Here is a 24,451-nt window from a genome sequence, read left to right as displayed (position 1 = left end):
CGCGGCCGGGCCCAGCTCAGGAGCGCGGTCCCCAGAGGATCGCGTGAGACCAGGACACAGGATGTCTCTCGCCGTCCAAGTCGCCGTCCAAGTCGCCGTCCAAGTCGCCGTCCAAGTCGCCGTCCAAGCCGAGGTCGCCCCGGCCCCTGGCGGCGCCACCACCGCTGAGGCTGCCCGCTTCGTCGTCGGTCAGGATCCGACGGGCCACTGGGTCGCCATCGAGCTTCACGGGCGTGCCGGCGGCCTGTTCCGGAGCCGGGAGGACGCGATCGCCTACGCCGAGGACGAGACCGGCCATCGCCCCAACGCCGTGCTCCTGTCGACGGCGCGCGTCGCGCTGCGACTCTGAGGCCCGTGGCCGCCTGCCGACCGGCCAAGCCCTGCCGGGTGCGGCCAAGCCCTGCCGGGTGCGGCCAAGCTCTGCCGGGTGCGGCCAAGCCCTGCCGGGGCCGGCGAGCGCGGATCCCCGCCGCGCTCAACCGTCTTCAAATGCCTGGCCCGCGGCCGGCCCGGTCAGCGGTCCAGGACGGCGCGGTCGTTCTTGACCACGAGCGTGCGGAAGTGCGGCGTCAGCTCGCTCTCCGAGAGCCCGAAAGCCTGCGCGAACTGCATGATCAGCCGTTCCTCGCCAGGCTCGGCCTCGCCGTCCGACATGGCGCTGTCGATCATGTTCAGCACGATGCAGAGCTTCTGCTCCGGCCGCAGCCGGGGGGCGGCCTCGGCGAGGAACCGGGCCGGCTCGGTGGATCGGGCGTAGCGCAGCACTGCGTCGAGTTGCTGGCGCGTCGCGTTGCGGCCCATGACCGAGACGAGGTGGCCGATCTCCTCGGGGTCGATCTCGCCGTCGGAGGCCATGCAGTAGATCAGGGAGGCGGCCAGACAATTCCGGGGTGTCAGGTCGAGCGACGCCTGCGACTTGAACATGTTGAACATTATCAGGTCTCTCCACGCGGCGCTGAGCCTGAACGCCGGCGAACCGGGCTCATAGAGAAAGCATTTGTCGCCGTCCAGGGCGACGGTATCAATACAGGATGAATTTAAATTGTCTCAATCCGGATGATTGCTTGTCTTTGCACGTAGTCGCGGAGTCTGAGAGGACGCCGGGTGCCGGTACCTCGCCCATGCAGGGCGCGACAAGGATAGGTCCGGCCGGATCTGCCCGCAGCCAATGAAAAATTCGAGGCTCCCGGAACCGAGGCCGCGTCCCGGCGTTACGCGCGTGCGAGGCCCAAACGGGCTCGCATGTTGGGCGCCGGACCGGGTGTCCGGCGGCCCTCGTCATCACGTTGCTCCAAGGAGGATGTGGTCATGAGGACCTACGACTTCGCGCCGCTCTATCGTTCCACGGTCGGCTTCGACCGCCTGTTCTCGATGCTCGACCAAGCCGCCCGGGTCGAACCCTCGACCCAGTGGCCGCCCTACGACATCGAGAAGGTCGCCGACGACGCCTACCGCATCACCATGGCGGTCGCCGGCTTCTCGCGGGACGAGATCGAGCTGACGCAGCACGACACCGCGCTCATCGTCACCGGCCAGAAAGCCGACAAGGACGGGGAGCGCGCCTACCTGCACCGCGGCATCGCGGCCCGCGCCTTCCGCCAGACCTTCAGTCTCGCCGACCACGTGCGGGTTACGGGCGCCAGCCTGGAGCACGGCCTGCTGACCGTGGAGCTCAAGCGCGAGGTGCCGGAGGCTCTGAAGCCCCGCCGCATCGCCATCGGCGGCACGCAGGCGGCCCTCGGGCAGGACAACGCGCCGGCCCAGGTCGAGGCGCCTGACAAAGTCGAGGTGTCTGGCAAAGTCGAGGTGTCTGGCAAAGTCGAGGCGCCCGCCAGGGCCGCCTGAGCCCCGGCGCTCCCCTGACAAACAGATAGTCCCGGGGGCCTGCGGCCCCCGGGGCCCGAACCCTTTTCGTGCACCAACCCGCACCATCAGGGAGGATGACCCGTGCCGACGATGGAGACGCACCTCACGCATGACGGCCCGCATCAGGGCCCGATGAGCCACGGCCCCATGAGCCACGGCCCTATGAACCCGCAGGGCGCGCGGCCCGCCTCCTTCGAGGCGTGGCAGGCGCTCGTGGCGCCCGGCGACGTGTTCCGGCAGCCGCGCGAGGTTCTGGAGCACCCGCAGCTGACCCTGGGGGAGAAGCGCGCGATCCTGGCCTCCTGGGCCTCGGACGCCTGCGCCCTGGAGAACGCGCCCGGCCTGCGCTGCCTCTCCGGCTGCCGGGCCGAGCCGGTGCCGGTGGACGCCGTGCTGGCGGCCCTGGCCCGGCTCGACTGCGCGGCCGCCGCGCCGCCCGCGCGGCGGGAGCCCCCGCGTAGGCGGCTGCGCGGTTTCTCGAAGCTGCACCGGACCCTGCGCCCGCGCCGCCGGGACGACGACGACGACCCGCCGCCGTGCCCGGCCGCCGCGATGCCGCGCCCGCGCACGCCGCCCGGCCCCGCGACGCTCGCCCTCTGCCTGCCGGCCTGAGGGCCGCCGCCTCGCGCAGGGGCTGAGTCGATGCGGGCGTGAGAGGCCACGCCCGCCCCCTCGACGATCGCGCGCCGCACACTCTCTTACGGGCGTGCGGCACGCCTGGGGGCGCCCTTTGACTCGTCGTATCCTGATCACCGGCGCGAGCGTCGCCGCCAACACCGCTGCCTGGTGGCTGGGCCGGCACGGGTTCGACGTCACGGTGGTCGAGCGGGCGCCCGCCTTCCGCGATGGCGGGCAGAACGTCGACGTGCGCGGCGTCGGGCGCGAGGTGCTGCGGCGGATGGGCCTTGAGCGGGCCGCCCTGGCGAACGGCACCGGCGAGCTGGGAACCGTCTGGGTCGACGGGCAGGGCCGGGTCGCGGTGCGGGCCATCACCGAGGAACTCGGTCGGGACGGGCCGACCGCCGAGATGGAGATCCTGCGCGGAGACCTGGCGCGGCTCCTCTACGAGCAGGCGCGCGAGCGCGCGGCCTACCGCTTCGGCGACAGCGTGCGGCGCATCGACGAGGACGGGGGTCTGGCCGAGGTCGCGTTCGCGAGCGGTCGCTCGGAGCGCTACGACGCGGTGATCGTCGCAGAAGGCGTCGGCTCCTCCACGCGCGATCTGGTCTTTCCGGGCGAGAACGCGCCGCGCTGGATGAACCTGACGATCGCGTACTTCACGATCCCGCGCACCTCGACGGATGACCGGATGTGGCGCTGGTACAACGCGACCGGCGGGCGGAGCGTGTCATTGCGGCCCGACCGGCACGGCACCACGCGGGCGATGCTGACCCTCTGGGGAGCGCCGGGCGGCGAGCAGGACTGGGATCGCGACCGGCAGCAGGTCTTTCTGCGCCAGCGGTTCGGGGATGCGGGCTGGGAGGCACCGCGCGTGCTGGCCGCGATGGAGGACAGCGCGGACTTCTATCTCGACGTGCTGCGCCAGGTGCGGATGAAGCGGTGGTCGAAGGGCAGCATCGTGCTCACCGGCGACGCCGCCTGGTGCGCGACGCCGCTCGCCGGGATCGGCACGACGCTCGCCGTCACGGGCGCCTACGTCCTGGCCGAAGAGATGGCGCGCGCCGAGCGCCTCCCCGACGCCTTCGCCGCCTACGCGCGGGCGATGCGTCCGATGGTCGGGCAGGCGCACGGCATACCGAAGCTTGTTCCGCGCCTGATGCATCCGCGCAGCCCCGCGGGCATCCGCCTGCTCCATGCCGCGCTGCGCTTGGCCAACGCCCCCCTGATCCGCGGGCCGGCCACCCGGCTTTTCGGCCGCCCGTCCGCCGAGCCCGACCTGTCCCGGTACGCGACGGGGTGACGCCCCGCCGCTGCTCAGGGCCGATCGAGGAACCTCAGCAGCGTGCCCGTGACGGCCTCGGCCCGCGTCACGCTGTGGGCGTGGCCGCCCTCGGGCATCAGGTCGAGCCGCGCGTTCGGCAGGCCCGCGGCGAGCCGCTCCGAGGCCGTGTAGGGCACCAGCACGTCGTCGCGCGCGGCCATCAGAAGCGTCTCGTGGGGGATCGCGCCGAGGCGATCCGTCAGGTCGAAGGCCTCCAGGGCGGCGATGCGGGCCAGAACGGTGTCGTCCCCGGGGAAATGCGCGAGGGCGTGCGCCTCGTCCGCGCCGAGGCGCTCCGCATGGGCCGAGATCCAGGGGGCCGGATACAGGAAGATCGCCTGCGCCCGGACGAAGGCCTCGGGGCCGGCCCGGGTCAGCAGCGCCTTGCGGGCGGCGAAGCAGCGCCGGGTCGCCGGGGCCATGGCGTCCCAGCCGTTCATGACGACGATGCGTCCCACCCGCTCCGGGCAGGTCAGCGCCAGCTGCAGGGCGATCAGCCCGCCCAAAGCGTGCCCGACGATGTCGGCCGTCCCGATGTCGAGCCGGTCGAGGAGGGCGCGCACGTCCTCGGCCATTGCCGGGATGTCGTGGCCGGGCTCCAGTGGACCGGCCGAGCGGCCGGTCCCGCGGTGGTCGTAGGCGACGACGCGGAAGCGCTCGGCGAGCGCCGGCAGTTGCGGCGCGAAATAGCCCGCCGACCCGCCGAGCCCTGGCGAGAGCAGGATTGTCCGCCCCTCCGCCCGGCCGTGGATCTCGTGATGGACCGGCGCGGCCATCGGCTCAGGCGGCCTTGCCGACATGGGCGACGGAGGCGATCTCGACGAGCGCCTCCGGCTTCACCAGCCCGCACTGGATGCAGTAGCGCGCCGGCTTCTCGCCCGGGAAATAGGCCGCGTAGACCGCGTTGATCGCGGCGTAGTCGGCCCAGTCCTTCAGGAAGATGTGATTGAAGGTGACGTCCTCCATGGTGCCGCCCGCGGCCTCGACGACGCCCTTGATCGTCTCCAGCACGTGGCGGGTCTGCGCGCCCGCGTCCCCCACATGGACGACGTTGGCCTCGGCATCGAGCGGCAGGGTGCCCGAGACGTAGAGCACGCCGTCGGCGAGGGTCCCGGGCACGTAGGGCGCGAGCGGCTTGCCGGTGCCGGGCGGGATCACGACGGTCTTGGGCATGGTCTCGAAATTCCCCTGTTCAGGCCCGTTCGGGCGCGTCGCTGCGTTCGGGGCCGAGCGCCGCCGCCAGGGCGTCGACGTCGGAGACCCAGCCGAAGAACGTCTCGATGTTGCGGAGCGCGCCCTCCTGCAGGCTCGGCGGCCCGGCCTGATGCGTGGCGTCGGCGAGCACGATGCCGAAATACTCGCGGTGGTAGCCGTCGCGCAGGGTCGATTCCACGCAGACGTTGGTGGCGATGCCGGTGAAGATCAGGGTGCGGATGCCGCGCGCCCTGAGCATGCTGTCGAGCGGGGTGTTGTAGAAGCCGCTGTAGCGGGGCTTGGGCAGGACGATGTCGCCCGGCTCCGGCCGCAGCGCGTCGACGAGTTCGTAGTCCCAGCTTCCCCGAGCGAGCAGCCGCTGGTTCATCTCGGGGCGTCGGCGCATGGTCTTGAGGGCGTTCGACTTGTGCCAGTTCGGCGAGCCCGGGCCCCCGGCCTCGACATAGTCGGGGTCCCAGCCGTTCTGGAACCAGATCACCAGGATCCCCGCCGCCCGGGCGGCCGCGACGGCCCGGGCGATCCGCGCGATGACCGGGCCGGTCTGCGAGACGTCGAAGCCGGCGAGATCGAGATAGCCGCCCGCGCTCGCGTAGGCGTTCTGCATATCGACGACGATGAGCGCGCTGGTAGCCGGGTCGAGGGCGACCGGCTCGGGCCGCGCGGGCAGGACCACGCCGCCGCAGCGGCCCTGCGCGTCGCGGTACCCGGCGGGTGTCTCAGCCTCCATCACGCCACCTGCGCCATCGGTGCGGCGGGCGCGACGTGCCGGCGCGTCTCCATCAGCGGCTGGATCCGCTGTCCGAACGCGTCGAGCCCTGCGAGGAAGTCGTCGAAGACGAGGAGCACGCCGCCGGTGCCGGGCACCGTCATCACCGCATCGAGGAGCCGCGCCACGGTGGCGTAGGAGCCGACGAGCGTGCCCATGTTGATGTTAACCGCGGAGGTCGGGTCCGCCATCTGGCGCACGTTGGTGTCCGCGCCGGACTTCGTGTCGGCTTGGCCCTGAAGGCCGAGCCAGGCGATCGCCTCCGCGTCGGCGCCGGCCTTGTAGTGCTCCCACTTCGCCTCGGCCGCCGCGTCCGTCTCGTCGGCGATGATCATGAAGAGCACGTAGGACGACACCGCCCGGCCGGTCTTCGCCTTGGCTTCCTCCAGCCGGGCCACGGTCGGCGCGAAGGCCGTCGGCGTGTTGACGCCCTTGCCGAAGCAGAAATTGTAGTCCGCATGGGTCGCGGCGAAGGCCATGCCGGCGCCGCTCTGTCCGGCGCAGATCAGCTTCATCGGCGCCTGCGGGCGCGGACTCAGCCGGCAATCCTCCATCTGGAAGAATTCGCTCTTGCGGTCGCTGCGGCCCGTCTCCCAGAGGTCGCGCAGGATCTGCGCGTACTCGGACAGGTACTCGTACCGGCGGGCGAAATATTCGTCGCCCGGCCAGAGGCCCATCTGAGAATATTCCGGCTTCTGCCAGCCGGTGATCAGGTTGAGGCCGAAGCGGCCGTTCGAGATCGAATCGATGGTGGAGGCCATCCGGGCGACGATGGCCGGCGGCAGGCACAGGGTCGGCGCGGTCGCGTAGAGCTTGATCCGGCTGGTGACGGCGGCGAGCCCCGACATCAGCGTGAAGGATTCGAGGTTGTGGTCCCAGAACTCGGTCTTGCCGCCGAAGCCGCGCAGCTTGATCATCGAGAGGGCGAAGTCGAGCCCGTATCCCTCCGCCTTCAGCGTCACCTGCTTGTTCAGCTCGAAGGTCGGCTTGTATTGCGGCGCGTTCTCCGAGAGGAGCCAGCCGTTATTGCCGATCGGGATGAAGACGCCGATCTCCATGGGCTCGGTCATGGTCGCCTCGCGCTCTGGTGCCGCCCCGTTCCGGGGCGCCGTCCGAAGACTTGCCGTGTAGGCTTGCCGTGAAGACTTGCCTTTACGCGATAGTGGCTTTTCAGACCGGATGGTCAAACTTCAAATCGCGACGTTTGACCATCTGCACAAACTCTCCGCGGATTGCCCGCGCGGCGGGCCGGTCCTGCCTAGGAGGCGAGCGGAAAATCCCGTGCTCACGCCCCGGGCCGCGGCGCGGGCCGCGAATCAGGCGAGGCCGAGGCCCGCCAGGACCAGCCTCTGGGTGCTCGCGACGGTCGCCTCGAAGAAGTCCGGGTCGGACAGGTCGCGTCCGGTCACCGCCTCCACCTGCACGGCGAAATCGGCGTAGTGCTGGGTGATCGCCCAGATCGAGAAGATCAGGTGACGGGGGTCGTGGGGCCCGATCCGTCCCTGCGCGATCCAGCTGCCGAGCACGGCCGCCTTGGCATCGACCAGCGCCCGCAGGGGGCCCGCGAGTTCGGCCCGCAGAAGCGGCGCGCCCTGGACGATCTCCAGGCAGAACAGGCGGGATGCCTGCGGCGCGTCGCGCGACAGCGTCATCTTCGCGCGGATATAGGCCTTGAGGGCGTCGGCCGGCTCGCTGCCCGCGTCGAGCGCCTGGAGCGGATCGAGCCAGACCGTGAGCACCCGTTGCAGCACGGCGAGGTAGAGCGCCTCCTTCGAGGCGAAGTAGTAGAGCAGGTTGGTCTTCGAGAGGCCGGCGCGCTCGGCGATCTGGTCGAGGCTCGCCCCGTGCAGGCCGAGAGTCGAGAAGACCGCGAGCCCGGCATCGAGCACCGCGTCGCGCCGCAGGGCGCCGTCCCGCCGCCGACGCCGCCCGGGCCCTGCGGCCGCCTCGCCAGCCCTGTCGATCGCCACGTCGCCGCCCCCCGAAGCCGCTGCGCGGATTGCCCGGCGCGCCCTTCCTAGCCGATCGCGCGGGGCGGCGACAAAGCGGGGATCGGGCAGCGGAGGGTTCCGCCGCTCACCCGAGCCGCAGGCCCCGCCGGGCCCTGCGCCGCTGCAGGTAGAGGCTCGCGCCGAGGGCGGCCCCGATCACCGCGAGCGACAGGCCGGTGGTGAGCGTGCCGAGCGCGTAGATCTCCGGCGTCGTCACGGTGGTGGTCAGGCCCTGCAATTCCAGCGGCAGGGTGTTGCGGCCGCCGATGGCTTGGCTGGTGCGGGCGAGCTCGTCGAAGGACAGCGTGAAGCCGAAGAGCGCGACGCCGACGAGCGAGGGCCCGAGGATCGGTACCACGACGTGGCGCAGGGTCTGGGGCCCGGTGGCGCCGAGGTCGCGCGCGGCCTCCTCGTAGGCCGGGTCGAAGCGGTTGAAGACCGCGAACATGATGAGGAGGCCGAAGGGTAGCGTCCAGGTGAGGTGGGCGCCCAGCGCCGAGGTGTAGAGACCCATCAGCGTGCCGTGCTCCTGCAGCCAGCCCCAGCCGGTCTCGGCGGCCAGCCACTTCACCGCGTCGTCGAGGAGCCGGAACTCCAGCCCGATGCCGAGCGACACGACGATGGAGGGCACGATCAGGCTCGCCACCGCGACCGTGAACAGCGCGCCCTCGCCGACGAAGCGCTTGCGGAAGGCGAGGCCTGCGAAGAACGCGATCCCCACGGTGAGCACCATCACCACGAGCCCGAGGCGGAGCGAGCGCCAGAGCGCGCCCCAGATGTCGACGATGCCGCCGCCCGCCCAGAGCTTGCCGAACCAGTGCGTCGAGACTCCGTTCATCGGGAAGGTCAGGCCGCCCTGCGGGCCCTGGAAGCTGAGGACCAGGATGGTCAGCGTCGGCCCGTACAGGAAGGCGACGAACAGGGCGAAGAAAGCCGCGAGCGCGTAGAAGGCGGGGGTGCGGGGCCGGTCGCTCATCGGGGTGCTCTCACGGCGCTCACAGCTCCTTGCGCAGGTCGATGAGCCGCGTCATCGCGACGATCATCAGCATCACGGCGCCGAGCAGCACCACGGCGTTCGCCGCCGCTGCGGGCAGCTGGAGCGCCGACATCTGCACCTGGATGACCTTGCCGACCGAGGCGATCTGCTGGCCGCCCATGACGCCGACGGTGACGAAATCCCCCATCACCAGGGTGACCACGAAGATCGACCCGATGGCGATGCCGGGCTTGGAGAGCGGGATCACCACGTTCCACAGGGTCTGCCAGCCGCTGGCGCCGGCGTCGTAGGCCGCCTCGATCAGCGCGCGGTCGATGCGCGCCATGCTGTTGAAGATCGGCACGATCATGAAGACCGTGTTGAGGTGCACGAAGGCCAGCACCACCGAGAAGTCTGAGTAGAGCAGCCCCTCGATGGGCCGCGCGATCAGCCCCAGCCCCATCAGCGTGTCGTTGACGAGGCCGTTGCGGCCGAGCAGCGGGATCCACGAGATCATGCGGATCACGTTCGAGGTCCAGAACGGGATGGTGCAGACGAGGAAGAGCACCATCTGCAGGTTACGCGATCGGACGTGGAAGGCGACGAAATACGCCACCGTGAAGCCGATCAGCAGAGTGAAGACCCAGGTGAGCGCGCAGAACTTCAGCGTCGAGAGGTAGGTCCGCAGGGTCGTGCAGGCGTTGCCCGTGTCGAGGCAGCCCTCGAACACGTCGACGTAGTTCTGCAGCGTGAAGGACGGGATGATCTCGTACTCGTTGTACTCCCAGAAGCTGACCATCAGGGTCAGGAGGAGCGGCACGAGGAAGAAGACCGCGAAGACCAGCGCCATCGGCGCCGCCTGGACATAGGCCAGCGCCTGCCGTCTGCGGGTCTTCGCGGCGAGGCTCGCGGCGGCGGCCGGCGCGATGGGCGCCTCCGCGAGGGCGGGCAGGGCGGCGTCGGTCATGGCCGCGCTCCCGCGGGACACCGGAACGCCCTCACGCCGCGATGAACTCGTTCCACTTGCGGACCATGTAGGTGTTCTCGTCCATCACCGCGTTCCAGCAGGCGACGCCGCCCATGCGCGCCTCGAAGGAGCCGCCGTCGCGGGTGGCGCCGGCCTTCTCCAGCACGCTCCCGTCCGGGCCCTTGATGTCCCGCTCGGCGGGCTTGCCCTCCATCCAGTAGGCCCACTCGTAGGGCTCCATCTGCGCCTTGGCGGTCTCCAGCACCGCCGAGTAGTAGCCCTGGCGGTTGAGGTAGGCCCCGGCCCAGCCGGAGAGGAACCAGTTGATGAAGTCGTAGGCCGCGTCGAGCTTGCGGCCCGTCAGCGTCTTGGGCAGGCCGAAGCCGGAGGCCCAGGCCCGGTAGCCCTCCTTGAGCGGCTGGTAGGTGCAGGCCACGCCCTGAGAGCGCACCTTGGTGACGGCGGGCGACCACATGGACTGGATCACCGTCTCGCCCGACGCCATCAGGTTCACGGACTCGTTGAAGTCCTGCCAGAAGGCGCGGAACTGGCCGGCGCGCTTGGCCTCGATCAGCACCTTGATGGTGCGGTCGATCTCGGCCTTCGTCATGTTGCCCTTGTCGGGATAGGCGTAGTCGCCCGTGGCCTCGATCACCATGGCGGCGTCCATGATGCCGATGGAGGGGATGTTGAGGATCGAGGCCTTGCCCTTGAACTCGGGGTTCAGAAGCTCCCGCCAACTCGTGACAGGGCGCTTGATCAGGTCCGGCCGGATGCCGAGGGTGTCGGCGTTGTAGGTGGTGGGGATCAGGGTGATCCACTCGGTGGCCGAGCCCGCGAAGGTCTTGGCGTTCTGGCCCTCCAGGTAAAACACCTTCTTGGGCGCCGTACCCTGGTCGCCGATCTTCCTTCCGCCCACCTCGCCCCGGGTGAAGACCGGCGTGATGTTGTCGGCCTGCTTGATCCGGCGGGCGTCCATGCCCTGGATGTTGCCCGAGGGGATGAGTTTTCTCAGGCTGAAATACTCGGTGTCGAGGAGGTCGAAGGAGTTCGGCTGCGTTACCACGCGCTTGGTCACCTCGTCGGTGACGACCGGGATGTACTCGATGGTGATCCCGAGATCCTCCTTGACCTTGCGGGCGATGTCGCCGGACTGGTTCACGGCGGTGCCGAGGTAGCGCAGGGTCACGGGCTCGGCGGCGATCACGCTGGGAAAGCCGGTGATCGGGCCGGCACCGAGCGTCAGCCCGGCGGCACCCGCTCCCTTGAGCAGGGTGCGGCGGCTGAGCTTGATCGTGGTGGTCATGCAGGGTCCTCGACGCTGGAAGAAGGAAATCAGGCGCTCAGGCGGTGGGCGGCGGCCGCGTCCCAGCCGAGCGGCACGGTCTGGCCGAGGGCGAGCGGCCGGGCGGCGTAGGCGCCGTCGTCGATGATGGCGGTGAGCGCGGCGGGCTCCCGGCCGCCGAGACCCTCCGCCTCCAGGCCGACATGCACGCTGGTGCCCTGGTACTCGATGGACACGACCCGGGCCGGCACGGCCTCGGCGCCCGCCTCCGGACCGAGGCGCATCCGGTCGGCGCGCACGGCGATCGCGCCGGCATCAGGCAGGCGGACGACGTTGTGGCCGCCGATGAAGCGGGCGACGAAGGCGGTGGCGGGCCGCTCGAACACCGTGCGCGGGTCGGCGGCCTGCTCGATGCGGCCGCCGTTCATCACCACCACGAGGTCGGAGAGCGCCATCGCCTCCTCCTGGCTGTGGGTGACGTGGATGAAGGTGAGGCCGAGCTCGGCCTGGATCCGCTTCAGCTCGGTCCGCATCCGCACGCGCAGGAAGGGGTCGAGGGCCGAGAGCGGCTCGTCGAGGAGCAGGACCTTCGGGCCGGTCACGAGGGCGCGGGCGAGCGCCACGCGCTGCTGCTGGCCACCCGACAGCTGGGCCGGCATCCGTTCGGCCAAGTGGGCCATCTGCACGAGGTCGAGCATGGCCAGCGCCCGGGCGCGGCGCTCGGCCTTGCCGACGCCGCGCATCTTCAGGCTGAAGGCGACGTTGTCGCGGCAATCGAGGTGGGGGAACAGGGCGTAGCTCTGGAACATCATGGCGGTGCCGCGCTCGGCGGGCGCCGCGTCGCCCACGGCGCGGGGGCCGATGACCACGTCGCCGGAGGACACCGTCTCGTGCCCGCCGATCATCCGCAGGGTCGTGGTCTTGCCGCAGCCGGAGGGGCCGAGCAGGCAGCAATAAGCGCCGGAGCGGACCTTCAGGTCGATCCCGTCCACGGCGACCGTGCTGCCGTAGCGCTTCGTCAGGCGGATCAGTTCGACATCCATGCGTCTCTCCCGCCCATCGCAGAGCAAGGGGCGGGCCAGTCGAGGGCCGGATCGGCGGGGCCCGCGGCCGGATCGAGGCGCGCGACGGATGGCGGGCGGGGCCGGAGAATCCGCCCACCGCCGGAACCCGGCGCCCCCACTCCTCGGTTCATCGGCGGGGTCTGATCGGCCAACAGGCCCGAAGGAGCCAGAACATGACCGGTACGGTACTGATCGTCGGCGCGAGCGGCATCGTCGGGAGCGCGACAGCGTCCCTGATGGCGGCGGAGGGGTGGCCGGTCTACGGGCTCGCCCGAAACCCGCCCGCGCAGCCGGGCATCCACCCGGTGCCGGCCGACCTGCACGACGCGGAGGCGCTGCGGCGGGCGCTCTCCGAGATCCGGCCGAGCCACGTCGTGCTCGCCACCTGGACGCGGCGGCCGACCGAGGCCGAGATGATCCGCCTCAACGGTCAGGCGGTCGCCGACGTGCTCGACGCCCTGCGGCCGGGCGGCTCGGTGCGCCACGTCGCCCTGGTGACGGGGCTGAAGCACTATCTCGGGCCGTTCGAGAACTACGGCAAAGGCAGCCTGCCGCAGACGCCGTTCCGCGAGGAGCAGGGGCGGCTCGACGTCGAGAACTTCTACTACGCGCAGGAAGACGCGGTCTTCGCGGCGGCCCGCCGCGACGGCTTCACCTGGAGCGTGCACCGCCCGCACTCGATCGTCGGCAAGGCGGTCGGCAACGCCATGAACATGGGCACCACGCTCGCCGTCTACGCCACGCTTTGCCGCGAGACCGGGCGGCCCTTCCGCTTCCCGGGCTCGGCCGCGCAGTGGAACGGCCTCGTGGACGTCACCGACGCGCGCCAGCTCGCCCACCACATCCTCTGGGCCTCGACCGCCCGGGCCGCGGAGAACGAGGATTTCAACGTCGTCAACGGCGACGTCTTCCGCTGGAGCTGGATGTGGGAGCGCATCGCCGGGTGGTTCGGCCTGGAGCCCGCCCCCTTCGACGGCACGGTGCGGCCCCTGGAGGAGCAGATGGCGCAGGACGCGCCCGTCTGGGCGGAGATCGCCCGGCGCCACGGCCTCGCGGAGCCCGATCTCGACCGCCTCGCCTCCCCCTGGCACACCGACGCCGATCTCGGCCGGCCGATCGAGGTGGTGACCGACATGGGCAAGAGCCGCCGCCTCGGCTTCCTGCGCTACCAGGCATCCGACGACGCCTTCTTCGACCTGTTCGGGCGGCTGCGCGCGGACCGGCTGATTCCCTGAAGGCGGCCGGATGACGAGCGACCGGCTCTCTCCTTCGCGCGCCTCCTGACTCGCCTCCTGGCTGCCCGGGCGCTGCTCGCTCGCGCTGATCGCGGCAGGGTCAGTGCCGATCGACTGGGGCGGCTGAGAGGCCGTTAACCTGCTGTCCCGATGATGGGCGCCTCGGATGGAGGTCTCCCGATGGACAGGTTCTACCGCGGCGTGGAGACCGGGGTTCTCGGTCTCTCCTTCTGCCTCGGCCTCGCGGCCTTCGCGGTGCTCGCGGGGCCGCCGCGCGAGGCCGACGCGCTCGCCGTGACCCTGCCGATGCTCTCGGTCACGACGGGCGCGACGCCCTGACGGGGACGACCCGCCGCGCGGCGCGGCGGGCCCGTCCCGGAACGGGTTCGACCGCTCCTTACGAGGCCGCGCGCGCGGGCTTGCCCTGCGGGGCCGCCGGGGGCAGCGTCCCGTGGCTCCGGTTGCGGACCAGATAGGTGGCGAGGCAGGCGAGCGCGATCGCCAGCAGCACGGCCTGCGTGCCGATCGCCTCCCAGGTCCCGTTGAAGCCGATCTGGGTCACGAAGGCCGGGACGCCCTCGTCGTGGACCGGGATGAGCGTCTGCTCCTGGAACTCCTGGAAAGCCTCGCCGACGAGCTTGAGGCCCATCACGAACAGGAAGGCCGAGGTGATCACGAACATCGGCCGCAGCGGGAGGCGGAGCGCCAGCCACTGCATGGCCACGAACATCGCGCCGAGCGCGAGCGCCGCCACCGCGAGTCCCCCGAAGAGCGAGCCGTCGAAGCCGTTGTTGCTCTTGGCGAGCGCGTGCAGGAACAGGACCGTCTCGGCGCCCTCGCGGAACACGGCCAGGAAGGCGATGCCGGCGAGCGACAGCACGGTGCCGGCGCCAAGCGCCCGCTCGGCGAGGCGGTTCAGGTCGGCCTGCCACGCCTTCGGGTCCTGCCGGACGAAGAGCCAGCCGCTCATGTAGAACATCAGAGCGGCTGCCGCGAGCATCACCCCGGCCTCCATCAGGTCGTTGTGGTTGCCGTCGAAATAGGTCTCGAACACCCAGGCCATGGCGAGGCTCGCCAGCGCCGCGGCCCCGGCCCCGGCATAGACCGGGGCAATCCGATCGGCCGCACCCGCCCGGCGCAGAAAGGCGACAAGCGCCGCGATGATCAGAAGCGCTTCCAGGCCTTCCCGAAACAGGATCGTGAAGGCCTGAACGAACGTCGAGCCGTCCGCCATGTCGTTCTCCAGATTGGAATTGTTAAAACATGAGGATCGATCGGGCCGTCAGTGCTTCCGCTGTCTGGAAGCATTCTGAACAGGCCAAATCGATCGTCGAGATCTTGGCGTATCGTCCCGATCTGTTTGCGCGGGCATGACTAGGGCCTGAGCCGGACGGCGGCAAGGTGCGGGCCGCCGCGCTGCGCTGAAATGGCCGCGTGCGGACCGCGGCGTGGGATCGGATCCGGACGTGCGTCCTGGGGAGAATCATGGCGATTGCGTGGGTAAATCCTGTCCTCCCGGTGCAACCGGAAGGCTCAGCCGTGCATTGAGCAAACGACAGATCGCGCGGGCCCGAACGGCCGGTCGAACCAGGCGGACGGCCGCGGCACGGACCGGCGGCGAACGAACGGACATCCCATGCTCAAGCTATCCGCCGCCGGCCTCGCCGCGGCCTCTCTCCTTGCCCTCGCCACCCCCGCCTCAGCCGCGCCGGCGGCCTCCGACCGCAGCATCGCGAAGGTCGCCGAGGCGAGCCCCGTGCGCCCGGCAGCCGCCTCCGCGGGCGAGACCGAGGAGGACGCCAATTGCAGCCGCACCCGCCGCCGGCTCTGGATCGAGGGCGAGGGCTGGATCGTCCGCCGGATCACGACCTGCCGCTGAGCCCGGCACCGGCCGGCACCGGCCCCGGTCAGGACAAGACTTGGCCAAAACCAGCCCCGGCCCCGCCGGGGCTTTCTCGTTTCCGGATGGCCGGTTACGCAGTCTGCGCGGCTGGCGCGCCGTCCGGTCCCGGAACGACACCGGACGGCGTGACGTTCCCCGAGAACGGATAGGCGCGCCGGAGGATCAGCATGTCGGCACACGTGACCCGAGCGGCGCTCGCCGCGCTCGCCCTGGCGGTCGGGATCGGGGGCGCGGGCGCGGTCGAGCCGTACCGGTACGGCCACGGCGCCGGGTACGGGACCGCCTACGCGCCGGCTTACGGATACGGGGCGCCCCGGTACGGCTTCGCCGACGAAGCGGTGCGCGGGGCCTATATCGGCGCGCCGCTCACACGCTTCCCGCGGCCCAGCGAGATCGTGCCGCCGGCCTGGAGCTACGGCACCTACGGCGTGCCGACCGTCTCCGGGATCCCGCCGGCCCCCGTGGGCGAGCCGACGCTCACCGTGATCAACGCCCGCGAGCCGGCGCGCCGGCCCGCGCCCGGCCCCCGCATTCTCGCGCGCGACGCGGGCGGCGGCTGGTCGTCTGCAGAGGCGGGCGGCTACCGCCCCGCGGGCGTGCGTGTCATCGAGGTTCAGGTCCCGCGGCGCTGATTCGGGCCCACGGGGGCCCGGCTCACCCTTCCTCCGCGCCCGCGAGGCCGGCGAACCACGTGGCGTAGCGCGTGTTGCGCGCGAGCCGCCGGGTCTCGTCCGGGGCGCCGTCGTCCCACCAGACCGGGCCGCGCTCGCCGAGCGCCTCCTTGGCCCCCTGCACGGCGGCCCGCGCCGCGCGGAGCGCTTCGAACGCTCCCGGGTCACCGGCCCGCTCCGCGGCCTTGGCGACGCGCACGGCCCGCCGCGCCGTCATCAGCGCCGCGACCGCCCGCGCCCGCGCGGCCTCCGTCAGCCCGGGATCGGCGCGCCGCCACAGCCGCCCCCGCACCACGATGTAGCGCCCGTCCGGCGTGACCGGAGGCGCGCTCACGGCCGGCCCCACCGAGCCGTGGAGAGGCCATTAATCATTCTGCGCCACACTCCACCGCAGGGCCGATCGCTGCCGGAAGGCTGTCCATGAACATCGTCATCGTCGATTCCAGCCGTGTCGTCCTGAAGATCGTGGCGGGGCTGCTCGAACCGCGCGGGCACAGCGTCCACTGCTTCACGGACTCGGCGGAGGCGCTCACCTTCCTGACCGAGCGGCCCGAGATCCGCGTGCTCATCACCAGCCTGCAGGTGCGGCCCTTGAGCGGCCTCGAACTGTGCTGGTCCGCGCGACTGCTCGCCGACGAGCGCCGCCCCCTCTACGTCATCACCATGTCGTCGGCCCGCAACGAGCGCACGCTGGCCGAAGCCCTCGATAGCGGTGCCGACGACTTCATCGACAAGCCGCCCTGCGCCGAGGAGTTGCACGCGCGCCTGCGCGCCGCCGAGCGCCTGACCACGCTGCAGGACCACCTGATCCGCCTTGCCGAGACCGACCCGCTGAGCGGCCTCCTGAACCGGCGCGCCTTCTTTGCCGAGGCCAACCAGAGCGCGGACCGGGCGGGCAACCACGGCCGCCTCTCGATGATCCTGGCCGACATCGACCATTTCAAGCGCATCAACGACGAGCACGGCCACGATATCGGCGACCGGGCGATCCAGGCGGTGGCCAAGCTGATCGCCGAGGAGGGCCGGGCGGGCCGGCTCGGCGGCGAGGAATTCGCCCTCGCGCTCGCCGATACGGGACTGGAGGCCGCCGAGGCGGTCGCCCGGCGGCTCTGTCTGAAGGCGCGCGACCTGCGCATCCGCGGCAATCGCGGCCCGGTGCGGCTCACCTGCAGCTTCGGCGTCAGCACCTGGACGGAGGGCGACTCGGTCGAGGCACTGGTGAAGCGGGCCGACATCGCCCTCTACGAGGCCAAGACCGGCGGCCGCGACCGCGTGGTCTCGGCGGCAACCGACCTGATCCTCGCCCGCGCAGGCTGACTTCGGATCGTATCGGCACAGACTTCCCCGGGGGGTCGACTCGCTTGTCCGAACCCGGGACAGTCCTTAACCAACCGTTGCGGCACGCTCCTTCGGAATAGCCCTGCGTAAACCTTAACAGATCCAGAATTCACTTGGACTCGATCTTGAACCCTGTCCCCCGGGAACGGCGAAGCCGTCTCATAGCGGGAAGAGAGGGCGAGGGGTCATGAGTGCTGCGGTGGGCGTGCTGATCGTGGATGAGCCGCAGGATCTGTGTCCGACCGTTCGGGCGACGCTCGAACACCTGCCCGAACTCCAGACCGTGCAGGAGGCGGATCTCGAGGAGGCCGGTCCCGAGCGCCTCGTCGCGCTGGTCTTCATCGACGAGCGGCGCATCGCCGACGGGCTCTCCCGCATCGGCGCCCTGAGGGAGCGGCAGCCGCGGCTGCGGATCCTCGCCGCGTTCCAGGCGCTCTCCGGCGCCGAGCTCGGGGCCCTGCTCGCGGCCGGAACGGACGCCGTGATCGCCCGCTCGGGCCACCCGCGCGAGCTCAGCGCGGCGATCCTGGCGCTCGCCGCCGGACAGGCCTGCCTCTCGGGCCCGGGCGCCGAGCCGGCGGCGGAATCCGGCGAGGCGCTCGGCCTGACCCCGCGGGAGGCGGAGGTGCTGCGCTTCCTCAGCGCGGGCTTCAGCAACAAGGAGGTCGCCCGCCGCCTCGCGCTCAGCGTGCGCACGGTCGAGACCCACCGGCTGAACCTGCGCCGGAAGACCCAGACCGGGCGCCTGAAGGACCTCGTCTCGCTGGCCCGCCAGCTCGGCCTCGCGCCGGTGCTGGAGGAGCCCCGCCCGGCGCGGCACTGACCCGGGGCGTGGCCCCGGATTCCACCGAAGGGCCCGAGGTCCTTCGGGATTCCAACCTCAGACGTGGATCGCGCGCTTGGAGACCGCGAGGGCGGCCTCCTTCACGGCTTCCGTGAGGGTCGGGTGGGCGTGGCAGGTGCGGGCGATGTCCTCCGAGGATGCGCCGAACTCCATCGCCACCGCGACCTCGGCGATCAGGTTGCCGGCATCCGCCCCGACGATGTGTACGCCGAGCACCCGGTCGCTTGCCGCATCCGCCAGCACCTTCACGAAGCCGTCCGTGGTCCCGTTGGCCTTGGCGCGGCCGTTGGCCGTGAAGGGGAACTTGCCGGCGTTGTAACTGATGCCGTCCTTTTTCAGCTCCTCCTCGGTCTTGCCGACCGAGGCGACCTCCGGGAAGGTGTAGACCACGTTCGGGATCACCGCGTAGTTCACGTGGCCCGACTGGCCGGCCAGGATCTCGGCCACCGCCACGCCCTCGTCCTCGGCCTTGTGGGCGAGCATCGGGCCGGCGATCACGTCGCCGATCGCGTAGATGCCGGTGACGTTGGTGGCGAAGTGCTCGTCCGTCTGGATGCGGCCCCGGTCGTCGGTCTGCACGCCGACCGTCTCCAGGCCGAGGCCCTGCGTGTAGGGCACGCGGCCGATGGCGACCAGAACCACGTCGGCCTCCAGCGTCTCGGCCGCGCCGCCCTGCGCCGGCTCGACCGTGACCTTCGCGCCCTTCTTAGCCACCTCGACGCCCGTGACCTTGGTGGAGAGCCGGAAGGCGAGGCCCTGCTTGGTCAGGATGCGCTGGAACTGCTTGCCGACCTCGCCGTCCATGCCCGGCAGCACCCGGTCGAGATACTCGACCACGGTGACGTCGGCGCCGAGGCGCCGCCAGACCGAGCCGAGTTCGAGCCCGATCACGCCCGCGCCGATGACGAGGAGCTTCTTCGGCACCTTGTCCAGTTCGAGCGCGCCGGTGGAGGAGACCACCACCTGCTCGTCGATCTCGATGCCCGGAAGCTTGGCGACATCCGAGCCCGTGGCGATGACGATGTTCTTCGTCTCCAGCATCTGGTTGCCGCCGTCCTCGGAGACGACCTCGACGCGCCCGGCCCCGGCGATGCGGCCGGTGCCGTGGTAGGTGTCGACCTTGTTCTTCTTGAGCAGGAACTCGACGCCCTTGGTGTTGCCGGCGACCCCTTCCGACTTGAAGCTCATCATCTTCTTGAGGTCGAGCTTCACCCCGCTCACCTCGATGCCGAGATCGGCGAAGTGGTGGTTGGCCTCGTCGAAGGCTTCCGAGGCGTGCAGCAGAGCCTTGGACGGGATGCAGCCCACGTTGAGGCAGGTGCCGCCATGGGTCGCCCGCTTCTCGACCACCGCGGTCTTCAGCCCGAGCTGGGCCGCCCGGATGGCGCAGACATAGCCCCCGGGGCCGGTGCCGATGACGACGAGATCGTAGGACATGCGGTCTACCTGATGCGGCGGAGAAGGAGGTGGATCAGCCAGCGTGTCGAATAGAAGATGGCGATCAACACGAGGCAGAGCGCCGCCAGGAACGACGCCGAGGATAGGGTCCCAGAGAACCATTGCAGCGGTTCGACATCGCCCGCCGCGGAGGCGGGCCCGCTCGCGAGAGCGGGCACCGCGAGACGACCGACCTTAGAGGTCGAGAACAAGGCGCGCCGGATCCTCCAGGGCCTCCTTCACGCGCACCAGGAAGGTCACGGCCTCCTTCCCGTCCACGATCCGGTGATCGTAGGAGAGGGCGAGGTACATCATCGGCCGCGCCTCGATCTTGCCGCCCCGCACGACCGGACGCTCCTCGATCCGGTGCATGCCGAGGATGCCCGATTGCGGCGCGTTGAGGATCGGCGTCGACATCAGCGAGCCGTAGATGCCGCCGTTGGTGATCGTGAAGGTGCCGCCCTGCATCTCCTCGATGGAGAGCTTGCCGTCGCGCGCCTTCTTGCCGAAGCCCGCGATCTTCTTCTCGATGCCGGCGATCGAGAGGTCGTCGGCGTCGCGCACCACCGGCACGACGAGGCCCTTGTCGGTGCCGACCGCGATGCCGATGTGGTAGTAGTTCTTGTAGACGAGATCCTGCCCGTCGATCTCGGCGTTGACCGCCGGCACGTCCTTGAGCGCGCCGATCACCGCCTTGGTGAAGAAGCCCATGAAGCCGAGCTTTGTGCCGTGCTTCTTCTCGAAGATATCCTTGTACTGCGCGCGCATCGCCATCACGGCCGACATGTCGACGTCGTTGAACGTCGTCAGCATCGCGGCAGTGTCCTGCGCGTCCTTGAGGCGGCGCGCGATGGTCTGGCGCAGCTTCGTCATGCGCACGCGCTCCTCGCGCGCGGCATCGTCCGGCGCGGACGGGGCGCGGGGCAGGGTGGGCCGGGCCTCTTTGGCCGGCGCCGCCTGCGACGGCCCCTTCGCGATGGCGCCGAGCATGTCGCCCTTGGTGACGCGGCCGTCCTTGCCGCTGCCGTTCACGCCCGAGGGATCGACGCCCGACTCGCGGGCGAGCTTGGCGACCGCCGGGCCGTTGTCGCCGACCGGGCGGCCGGCCTGCGGCGGAGCACCCTCGCCGTGGCTGCCGTAGCCGGCCGAGGATTCCTTCGGGGGTTCTGCCTTAGCGGAGCCGCCCTGCTTCGGGGCCTCGCTGCGGCTCTCGGCCTTGGTCTCGGCGGCCTCCTTCGGGGCGGCTTTCGCCTCGCTCTTGGCCCCACCGGCGCCCGCCTCGACGATCGAACCGAGCAACGCGCCGGGCTCCACCGTCTCGCCGTCCTTCACCAAGATCTCGCCGAGCTGGCCGGCTGCCGGGGCGTTGACCTCCAGGGTGACCTTGTCGGTCTCCAGCTCCACCAGGGGCTCGTCGGCCGCGACCGTGTCGCCGGGCTTCTTGAACCAGCGGCCGATCGTGGCCTCGCTCACGGATTCGCCGAGCGTCGGGACGAGGATGTCGGTTGCCATGCTCTCACTGCCCCGCGGGGGGCCTCCTGTGGCTGTCGGTTCGCGGCCTCAACGCCGCAGAATCAGGTTTGGAACGGCCGAGAGGGTGTAGGCGAAGCCGGCTCCCGCCCGGATGACGGGGTCGTCGGCCCCGAGCGCGCGGGCGCCCGCGTCGTCGGCCGCCTCCACCAGGGCGAGGCCCCAGGTGCCGGCGGCGTCGAAGACGGGCCCGACCGCCACGGCCTGCCCCCGCTCCGCGCGGTCGATCCAGTAGGCCGCGTGCTCGGAGAACAGGGCCTTCTCGGCGTCCGTCGCATCGAACGGGAAGCTCGGACGCGGCGGCTCGAGGCGGAGCAGGAAATAGGGCATCGGGGTTCGGTCAGACCGCCAGGGCCTCGTTGAGGAAGGCCTGGAGCTGCGCCTGGTGCTTCGACATCAGGCCGACCGCCGTGGAGGCCGAGGCCGGACGCCCGACATAGCGCGGGCGCTTCACGGCGGAGCCCGCCTGGCCCAGCACCCACTCGAGATAGGGCTCGACGAAGGACCACGCGCCCATGTTCTTGGGCTCCTCCTGGCACCAGATCACCTCCGCGTTGCGGAAGCGGCCCATCTCGTGGGCAAGCGCCTTGAGCGGGAACGGGTAGAGCTGCTCGACGCGCAGCAGGTAGACGTCGTTGACGCCCCGCTTCTCGCGCTCTTCAAGCAAGTCGTAATAGACCTTGCCCGAGCAGAGCACGACGCGGCGGATCTTGTCGTCGCGCACGAGCTTCAGCTCGCTCGACTCGTGCTCGGCGTCGTCCCAGAGGATGCGGTGGAAGGTCGAGCCCTCCGCCAGCATGTCGAGCGACGAGACCGCCCGCTTGTGGCGCAGGAGCGACTTCGGCGTCATCAGCACGAGCGGCTTGCGGAAGTCGCGCTTCAGCTGCCGGCGCAGGATGTGGAAGTAGTTCGCCGGCGTGGTGCAGTTGGCGACCTGCATGTTGTCCTCGGCGCAGCCCTGCAGGTAGCGCTCCAGGCGGGCCGAGGAGTGCTCCGGCCCCTGACCCTCGTAGCCGTGCGGCAGCAGCATCACGAGGCCGGACATGCGCAGCCACTTGCGCTCGCCGCTCGCGATGAACTGGTCGATCACGACCTGCGCGCCGTTGGCGAAGTCGCCGAACTGCGCCTCCCAGAGCACCAGGGCGTTCGGCTCGGCCAGCGAGTAGCCGTACTCGAAGCCGAGCACCGCCTCCTCCGAGAGCATCGAGTTGATGATCTCGATGTTGGCCTGCCCCTCGCGGATCGAGTTCAGGGCGGTGAAGCGCTGCTCGTTCTCCTGGTCGATCACCACGGCGTGGCGCTGCGAGAAGGTGCCGCGCTCGACATCCTGGCCCGAGAGGCGGACCCGGTTGCCGTCGAGGAGGATCGAGCCGAAGGCCAGCGCCTCGGCGGTTGCCCAGTCGATGCCCTGGCCGGTCTCGACCGCCTTGGCGCGGTTGTCGAGGAAGCGCTGGATCGTGCGGTGCAGCTGGAAGCCGGGGGGCGCCTGAGTGATCCGCTGCCCGATCTCCCGCAGGGTCTCGGCCGGCACGGCGGTGCGGCCGCGGCGCGGATCGTCCACGTCCTCGTGCACGGCCTTGAAGCCGGACCAGCGGCCGTCGAGCCAGTCGGCCTTGTTGGCCTTGTAGTTCGTGGCGGTGTCGAGCTCCTGATCGAGCATGCCGCGGAACTCGGCCTTGCGGGCGTCGAGCGCTTCCTGGGTCAGCACGCCGCTCTCGACGAGCTTGCGGCCGTAGGTCTCCAGCGCGGTCGGGTGCTTGCGGATGCGCTGGTACATCTTCGGCTGGGTGAAGGCCGGCTCGTCGCCCTCGTTGTGACCGAAGCGGCGGTAGCAGAGCATGTCGATCACGACCGGCTTGCCGAACTTCTGCCGGTACTCGACCGCGACCTTGGCGGCGAAGGTCACCGCCTCCGGATCGTCGCCGTTGCAGTGGAAGATCGGGGCCTCCACCATCTTCGCCACGTCCGACGGGTAGGGCGAGGAGCGCGAGAAGCGCGGATCGGTGGTGAAGCCGATCTGGTTGTTGATGATGAAGTGCACCGAGCCGCCGGTGCGGTGGCCCTTGAGGCCCGAGAGGCCCAGGCACTCGGCCACAACGCCCTGGCCGGCGAAGGCCGCGTCGCCGTGGATCAGGAGCGGCAGCACCGTGCGGCGCTCGACATTGGGTTTGGCCCACTGATCCTGCTTGGCGCGCACCTTACCGAGCACGACGGGATCGACGATCTCGAGGTGGGACGGGTTGGCGGTGAGCGAGAGGTGGACGTTGTTGCCGTCGAAGGAGCGGTCCGAGGATGCGCCCAGATGGTACTTAACGTCGCCCGAGCCCTCGACCTCCGCCGGCGAGGCAGAGCCGCCCTTGAACTCGTGGAAGACCGCCCGGAAGGGCTTGGCCATCACGTTGGTGAGCACGTTGAGGCGGCCGCGGTGGGCCATGCCGAGCACGATCTCGCGCACGCCGAGCGCGCCGCCGCGCTTGATGATCTGCTCCAGCGCCGGGATCATCGCCTCGCCGCCGTCGAGGCCGAAGCGCTTGGTGCCGGTGTACTTGAGGTCGAGGAACTTCTCGAAGCCCTCGGCCTCGATGAGCTTGTTCAGGATGGCGCGGCGGCCCTCGGGGGTGAAGGAGATCTCCTTGTCCTTGCCCTCGATGCGCTCCTGCAGCCACGCCTTCTCGGCCGGGTCCGAGATGTGCATGAACTCGACGCCGAGCGTCTGGCAGTAGGTGCGCTCCAGGATGTCGACGATCTCGCGGATCGTGCCGAATTCCAGGCCCAGCACGTTGTCGAGGAAGATCTGGCGGTCCCAGTCGGCTTCCGTGAAGCCGTAATGCTGCGGGTGCAGCTCCTCGTGGTCGCCGCGCGGGGCGAGCCCCAGCGGGTCGAGCTTGGCGTGCAGGTGGCCGCGCATGCGGTAGGCGCGGATCAGCATGATCGCGCGCACCGAATCCTTCGTGGCCTGCTCGACCGAAACGCCGGTCCGGGCCACCACCGCGGCGCCGTCCGCCGGCTTGCCGGGCTTGGCGTCCTTGGCCAGGATCTTCTCGCCCAGGCCCTTCTCCAGGGCCGACCAGTTGCCGTCGAGCGCCGAGACGATCTCGCCGTTGAGCGGCACCGGCCAGTTGGGCTTCGTCCAGGAGGCGCCCTTGGCGTTCTTCTCGACGAGCGTCTCGTCCTCGCCGAGCGCCTTGAAGAAGTTCTGCCACTCGGGATCGACCGAGGCGGGGTTGCGCGCGTAGGCCGCCTGCAGCTCCTCGATATAGGCGGCGTTGCCGCCGTAGAGGAACGAGGTTTCGAGGAGCGCTTCGTTCAGGTCCTGGCGTGCCATGGTCCGTCCATCCTGCTCGGGGGTGCGGACCGCGCCGGGCGGACCGCCCTCAACCGTTCGGATGCGCCCGCGCGAGGGCGGCGGGCGCATCCGTCA

General features: G+C 70.6%; 26 protein-coding genes. 10 read left to right on the top strand and 16 right to left on the bottom strand.

The genetic code is table 11. The annotated features are described in order from the left end of the window. Positions 1–61: 61 nt before the first annotated feature. Positions 62–349 carry a hypothetical protein gene (locus DK427_RS02070; protein WP_245930764.1) on the top strand — a complete coding sequence of 96 codons (288 nt, stop codon included), beginning with the start codon at positions 62–64 and terminating at the stop codon, positions 347–349. Positions 350–513: 164 nt separating this feature from the next. Here the strand turns inward: DK427_RS02070 and DK427_RS02065 are convergent, their stop codons facing one another. Next, entirely contained in the window at positions 514–933 is a 420-nt protein-coding gene (locus tag DK427_RS02065; protein WP_109949806.1) for a tellurite resistance TerB family protein, read from the bottom strand. Between the two features lie 375 nt (positions 934–1,308). Between DK427_RS02065 and DK427_RS02060 the strand changes: the two genes are divergently transcribed. The 3 genes from DK427_RS02060 to DK427_RS02050 all read left to right on the top strand — a co-directional run bounded on the left by DK427_RS02060 (position 1,309) and on the right by DK427_RS02050 (position 3,787). Further along, on the top strand, positions 1,309–1,845 hold the full coding sequence (locus DK427_RS02060) for an Hsp20 family protein (RefSeq protein WP_109949805.1): 537 nt from the start codon (positions 1,309–1,311) through the stop codon (positions 1,843–1,845). Positions 1,846–2,013: 168 nt separating this feature from the next. After that, complete coding sequence (locus DK427_RS02055; RefSeq protein WP_245930763.1) at positions 2,014–2,478, top strand: hypothetical protein; 465 nt, start codon at positions 2,014–2,016, stop codon at positions 2,476–2,478. A gap of 118 nt (positions 2,479–2,596) precedes the next feature. Further along, the gene (locus DK427_RS02050) at positions 2,597–3,787 is read left to right on the top strand and encodes an FAD-dependent monooxygenase (protein WP_109953943.1); all 1,191 of its coding nucleotides are present in this window, start codon (positions 2,597–2,599) and stop codon (positions 3,785–3,787) included. 14 nt (positions 3,788–3,801) lie between these two features. Here DK427_RS02050 and rutD read toward each other — a convergent pair whose 3' ends face one another. From rutD to DK427_RS02005, 9 genes are all read right to left on the bottom strand, one after another. Beyond that, the gene (gene rutD / locus DK427_RS02045; protein ID WP_109949804.1) at positions 3,802–4,584 is read right to left on the bottom strand and encodes a pyrimidine utilization protein D; all 783 of its coding nucleotides are present in this window, start codon (positions 4,582–4,584) and stop codon (positions 3,802–3,804) included. A gap of 4 nt (positions 4,585–4,588) precedes the next feature. Further along, positions 4,589–4,981 carry a pyrimidine utilization protein C gene (gene rutC, locus DK427_RS02040; protein WP_109949803.1) on the bottom strand — a complete coding sequence of 131 codons (393 nt, stop codon included), beginning with the start codon at positions 4,979–4,981 and terminating at the stop codon, positions 4,589–4,591. A gap of 19 nt (positions 4,982–5,000) precedes the next feature. Then, entirely contained in the window at positions 5,001–5,750 is a 750-nt protein-coding gene (rutB, locus tag DK427_RS02035; RefSeq protein ID WP_109949802.1) for a pyrimidine utilization protein B, read from the bottom strand. Then, on the bottom strand, positions 5,750–6,847 hold the full coding sequence (gene rutA / locus DK427_RS02030) for a pyrimidine utilization protein A (RefSeq protein WP_109953942.1): 1,098 nt from the start codon (positions 6,845–6,847) through the stop codon (positions 5,750–5,752). The genes rutB and rutA overlap by 1 nt, the downstream gene beginning before the upstream one ends. A 258-nt stretch (positions 6,848–7,105) precedes the next feature. After that, a complete protein-coding gene (gene rutR / locus DK427_RS02025) occupies positions 7,106–7,759 on the bottom strand; it encodes an HTH-type transcriptional regulator RutR (RefSeq protein WP_245930762.1) in 654 nt (217 codons plus the stop codon). A gap of 106 nt (positions 7,760–7,865) precedes the next feature. Next, entirely contained in the window at positions 7,866–8,756 is an 891-nt protein-coding gene (locus DK427_RS02020; RefSeq protein ID WP_109949801.1) for an ABC transporter permease, read from the bottom strand. A gap of 19 nt (positions 8,757–8,775) precedes the next feature. Next, positions 8,776–9,723, bottom strand: coding sequence for an ABC transporter permease (locus tag DK427_RS02015; RefSeq protein ID WP_109949800.1), 948 nt, complete (start codon positions 9,721–9,723; stop codon positions 8,776–8,778). A gap of 31 nt (positions 9,724–9,754) precedes the next feature. Next, positions 9,755–11,029: an ABC transporter substrate-binding protein gene (locus DK427_RS02010; protein WP_109949799.1), complete on the bottom strand. Its 1,275-nt coding sequence runs from the start codon at positions 11,027–11,029 to the stop codon at positions 9,755–9,757. A 29-nt stretch (positions 11,030–11,058) separates the two neighbouring features. Then, the gene (locus tag DK427_RS02005) at positions 11,059–12,051 is read right to left on the bottom strand and encodes an ABC transporter ATP-binding protein (protein ID WP_109949798.1); all 993 of its coding nucleotides are present in this window, start codon (positions 12,049–12,051) and stop codon (positions 11,059–11,061) included. 194 nt (positions 12,052–12,245) lie between these two features. Between DK427_RS02005 and DK427_RS02000 the strand changes: the two genes are divergently transcribed. Both DK427_RS02000 and DK427_RS25950 read left to right on the top strand, forming a co-directional pair. Beyond that, the gene (locus DK427_RS02000; RefSeq protein ID WP_109949797.1) at positions 12,246–13,307 is read left to right on the top strand and encodes an SDR family oxidoreductase; all 1,062 of its coding nucleotides are present in this window, start codon (positions 12,246–12,248) and stop codon (positions 13,305–13,307) included. Between the two features lie 180 nt (positions 13,308–13,487). Beyond that, positions 13,488–13,646 (top strand): hypothetical protein, encoded by a 159-nt coding sequence (locus DK427_RS25950; RefSeq protein WP_162559640.1) that lies wholly within the window; start codon positions 13,488–13,490, stop codon positions 13,644–13,646. 58 nt (positions 13,647–13,704) lie between these two features. On the opposite strand, the gene DK427_RS01995 is transcribed toward DK427_RS25950, so the two are convergent. Next, positions 13,705–14,541 carry an FTR1 family iron permease gene (locus tag DK427_RS01995; RefSeq protein WP_109949796.1) on the bottom strand — a complete coding sequence of 279 codons (837 nt, stop codon included), beginning with the start codon at positions 14,539–14,541 and terminating at the stop codon, positions 13,705–13,707. A 402-nt stretch (positions 14,542–14,943) separates the two neighbouring features. Here DK427_RS01995 and DK427_RS01990 point away from each other — a divergent pair, with 402 nt between their 5' ends. Together DK427_RS01990 and DK427_RS01985 are read left to right on the top strand one after the other, a co-directional pair. Beyond that, positions 14,944–15,186, top strand: coding sequence for a hypothetical protein (locus tag DK427_RS01990; RefSeq protein ID WP_109949795.1), 243 nt, complete (start codon positions 14,944–14,946; stop codon positions 15,184–15,186). Between the two features lie 191 nt (positions 15,187–15,377). After that, entirely contained in the window at positions 15,378–15,842 is a 465-nt protein-coding gene (locus DK427_RS01985) for a hypothetical protein (RefSeq protein ID WP_109949794.1), read from the top strand. Between the two features lie 22 nt (positions 15,843–15,864). On the opposite strand, the gene DK427_RS01980 is transcribed toward DK427_RS01985, so the two are convergent. Beyond that, positions 15,865–16,215 (bottom strand): hypothetical protein, encoded by a 351-nt coding sequence (locus DK427_RS01980; protein WP_109953940.1) that lies wholly within the window; start codon positions 16,213–16,215, stop codon positions 15,865–15,867. 86 nt (positions 16,216–16,301) lie between these two features. On the opposite strand from DK427_RS01980, the gene DK427_RS01975 reads away from it, so the two are divergent. Beyond that, complete coding sequence (locus DK427_RS01975) at positions 16,302–17,198, top strand: diguanylate cyclase (RefSeq protein ID WP_109949793.1); 897 nt, start codon at positions 16,302–16,304, stop codon at positions 17,196–17,198. A gap of 208 nt (positions 17,199–17,406) precedes the next feature. Further along, positions 17,407–18,042 carry a response regulator transcription factor gene (locus DK427_RS01970; protein ID WP_109949792.1) on the top strand — a complete coding sequence of 212 codons (636 nt, stop codon included), beginning with the start codon at positions 17,407–17,409 and terminating at the stop codon, positions 18,040–18,042. A gap of 57 nt (positions 18,043–18,099) precedes the next feature. Here the strand turns inward: DK427_RS01970 and lpdA are convergent, their stop codons facing one another. The 4 genes from lpdA to DK427_RS01945 all read right to left on the bottom strand — a co-directional run bounded on the left by lpdA (position 18,100) and on the right by DK427_RS01945 (position 24,355). Further along, positions 18,100–19,500 (bottom strand): dihydrolipoyl dehydrogenase, encoded by a 1,401-nt coding sequence (gene lpdA, locus DK427_RS01965; protein ID WP_109949791.1) that lies wholly within the window; start codon positions 19,498–19,500, stop codon positions 18,100–18,102. A 195-nt stretch (positions 19,501–19,695) separates the two neighbouring features. Next, positions 19,696–21,012: a 2-oxoglutarate dehydrogenase complex dihydrolipoyllysine-residue succinyltransferase gene (gene odhB, locus DK427_RS01955; protein ID WP_109949789.1), complete on the bottom strand. Its 1,317-nt coding sequence runs from the start codon at positions 21,010–21,012 to the stop codon at positions 19,696–19,698. Positions 21,013–21,060: 48 nt separating this feature from the next. Beyond that, positions 21,061–21,360, bottom strand: a complete 300-nt coding sequence (locus tag DK427_RS01950) for a YciI family protein (RefSeq protein ID WP_109949788.1) — start codon at positions 21,358–21,360, stop codon at positions 21,061–21,063. Between the two features lie 10 nt (positions 21,361–21,370). Next, complete coding sequence (locus DK427_RS01945; protein WP_109949787.1) at positions 21,371–24,355, bottom strand: 2-oxoglutarate dehydrogenase E1 component; 2,985 nt, start codon at positions 24,353–24,355, stop codon at positions 21,371–21,373. Positions 24,356–24,451 lie beyond the last annotated feature (96 nt).

Source organism: Methylobacterium radiodurans (assembly GCF_003173735.1).
GTDB classification, from domain to species: Bacteria; Pseudomonadota; Alphaproteobacteria; order Rhizobiales; family Beijerinckiaceae; genus Methylobacterium; species Methylobacterium radiodurans.
This window is presented reverse-complemented; position numbering and strand designations above follow the sequence as displayed.

Coding starts and splice junctions, on each gene's coding strand:
- DK427_RS02005 (WP_109949798.1), bottom strand. CDS start 12,051: ATGGATGTCGAACTGATCCGCCTGACGAAGCGCTACGGCAGCACGGTC.
- DK427_RS02015 (WP_109949800.1), bottom strand. CDS start 9,723: ATGACCGACGCCGCCCTGCCCGCCCTCGCGGAGGCGCCCATCGCGCCG.
- DK427_RS02020 (WP_109949801.1), bottom strand. CDS start 8,756: ATGAGCGACCGGCCCCGCACCCCCGCCTTCTACGCGCTCGCGGCTTTC.
- lpdA (WP_109949791.1), bottom strand. CDS start 19,500: ATGTCCTACGATCTCGTCGTCATCGGCACCGGCCCCGGGGGCTATGTC.
- rutA (WP_109953942.1), bottom strand. CDS start 6,847: ATGGAGATCGGCGTCTTCATCCCGATCGGCAATAACGGCTGGCTCCTC.
- DK427_RS02070 (WP_245930764.1), top strand. CDS start 62: ATGTCTCTCGCCGTCCAAGTCGCCGTCCAAGTCGCCGTCCAAGTCGCC.
- DK427_RS01985 (WP_109949794.1), top strand. CDS start 15,378: ATGTCGGCACACGTGACCCGAGCGGCGCTCGCCGCGCTCGCCCTGGCG.
- odhB (WP_109949789.1), bottom strand. CDS start 21,012: ATGGCAACCGACATCCTCGTCCCGACGCTCGGCGAATCCGTGAGCGAG.
- DK427_RS01950 (WP_109949788.1), bottom strand. CDS start 21,360: ATGCCCTATTTCCTGCTCCGCCTCGAGCCGCCGCGTCCGAGCTTCCCG.
- DK427_RS01945 (WP_109949787.1), bottom strand. CDS start 24,355: ATGGCACGCCAGGACCTGAACGAAGCGCTCCTCGAAACCTCGTTCCTC.
- DK427_RS02065 (WP_109949806.1), bottom strand. CDS start 933: ATGTTCAACATGTTCAAGTCGCAGGCGTCGCTCGACCTGACACCCCGG.
- DK427_RS01990 (WP_109949795.1), top strand. CDS start 14,944: ATGCTCAAGCTATCCGCCGCCGGCCTCGCCGCGGCCTCTCTCCTTGCC.
- DK427_RS01975 (WP_109949793.1), top strand. CDS start 16,302: ATGAACATCGTCATCGTCGATTCCAGCCGTGTCGTCCTGAAGATCGTG.
- DK427_RS02055 (WP_245930763.1), top strand. CDS start 2,014: ATGAGCCACGGCCCTATGAACCCGCAGGGCGCGCGGCCCGCCTCCTTC.
- DK427_RS25950 (WP_162559640.1), top strand. CDS start 13,488: ATGGACAGGTTCTACCGCGGCGTGGAGACCGGGGTTCTCGGTCTCTCC.
- DK427_RS01970 (WP_109949792.1), top strand. CDS start 17,407: ATGAGTGCTGCGGTGGGCGTGCTGATCGTGGATGAGCCGCAGGATCTG.
- DK427_RS01995 (WP_109949796.1), bottom strand. CDS start 14,541: ATGGCGGACGGCTCGACGTTCGTTCAGGCCTTCACGATCCTGTTTCGG.
- rutB (WP_109949802.1), bottom strand. CDS start 5,750: ATGGAGGCTGAGACACCCGCCGGGTACCGCGACGCGCAGGGCCGCTGC.
- DK427_RS02000 (WP_109949797.1), top strand. CDS start 12,246: ATGACCGGTACGGTACTGATCGTCGGCGCGAGCGGCATCGTCGGGAGC.
- rutD (WP_109949804.1), bottom strand. CDS start 4,584: ATGGCCGCGCCGGTCCATCACGAGATCCACGGCCGGGCGGAGGGGCGG.
- rutC (WP_109949803.1), bottom strand. CDS start 4,981: ATGCCCAAGACCGTCGTGATCCCGCCCGGCACCGGCAAGCCGCTCGCG.
- DK427_RS02060 (WP_109949805.1), top strand. CDS start 1,309: ATGAGGACCTACGACTTCGCGCCGCTCTATCGTTCCACGGTCGGCTTC.
- DK427_RS02010 (WP_109949799.1), bottom strand. CDS start 11,029: ATGACCACCACGATCAAGCTCAGCCGCCGCACCCTGCTCAAGGGAGCG.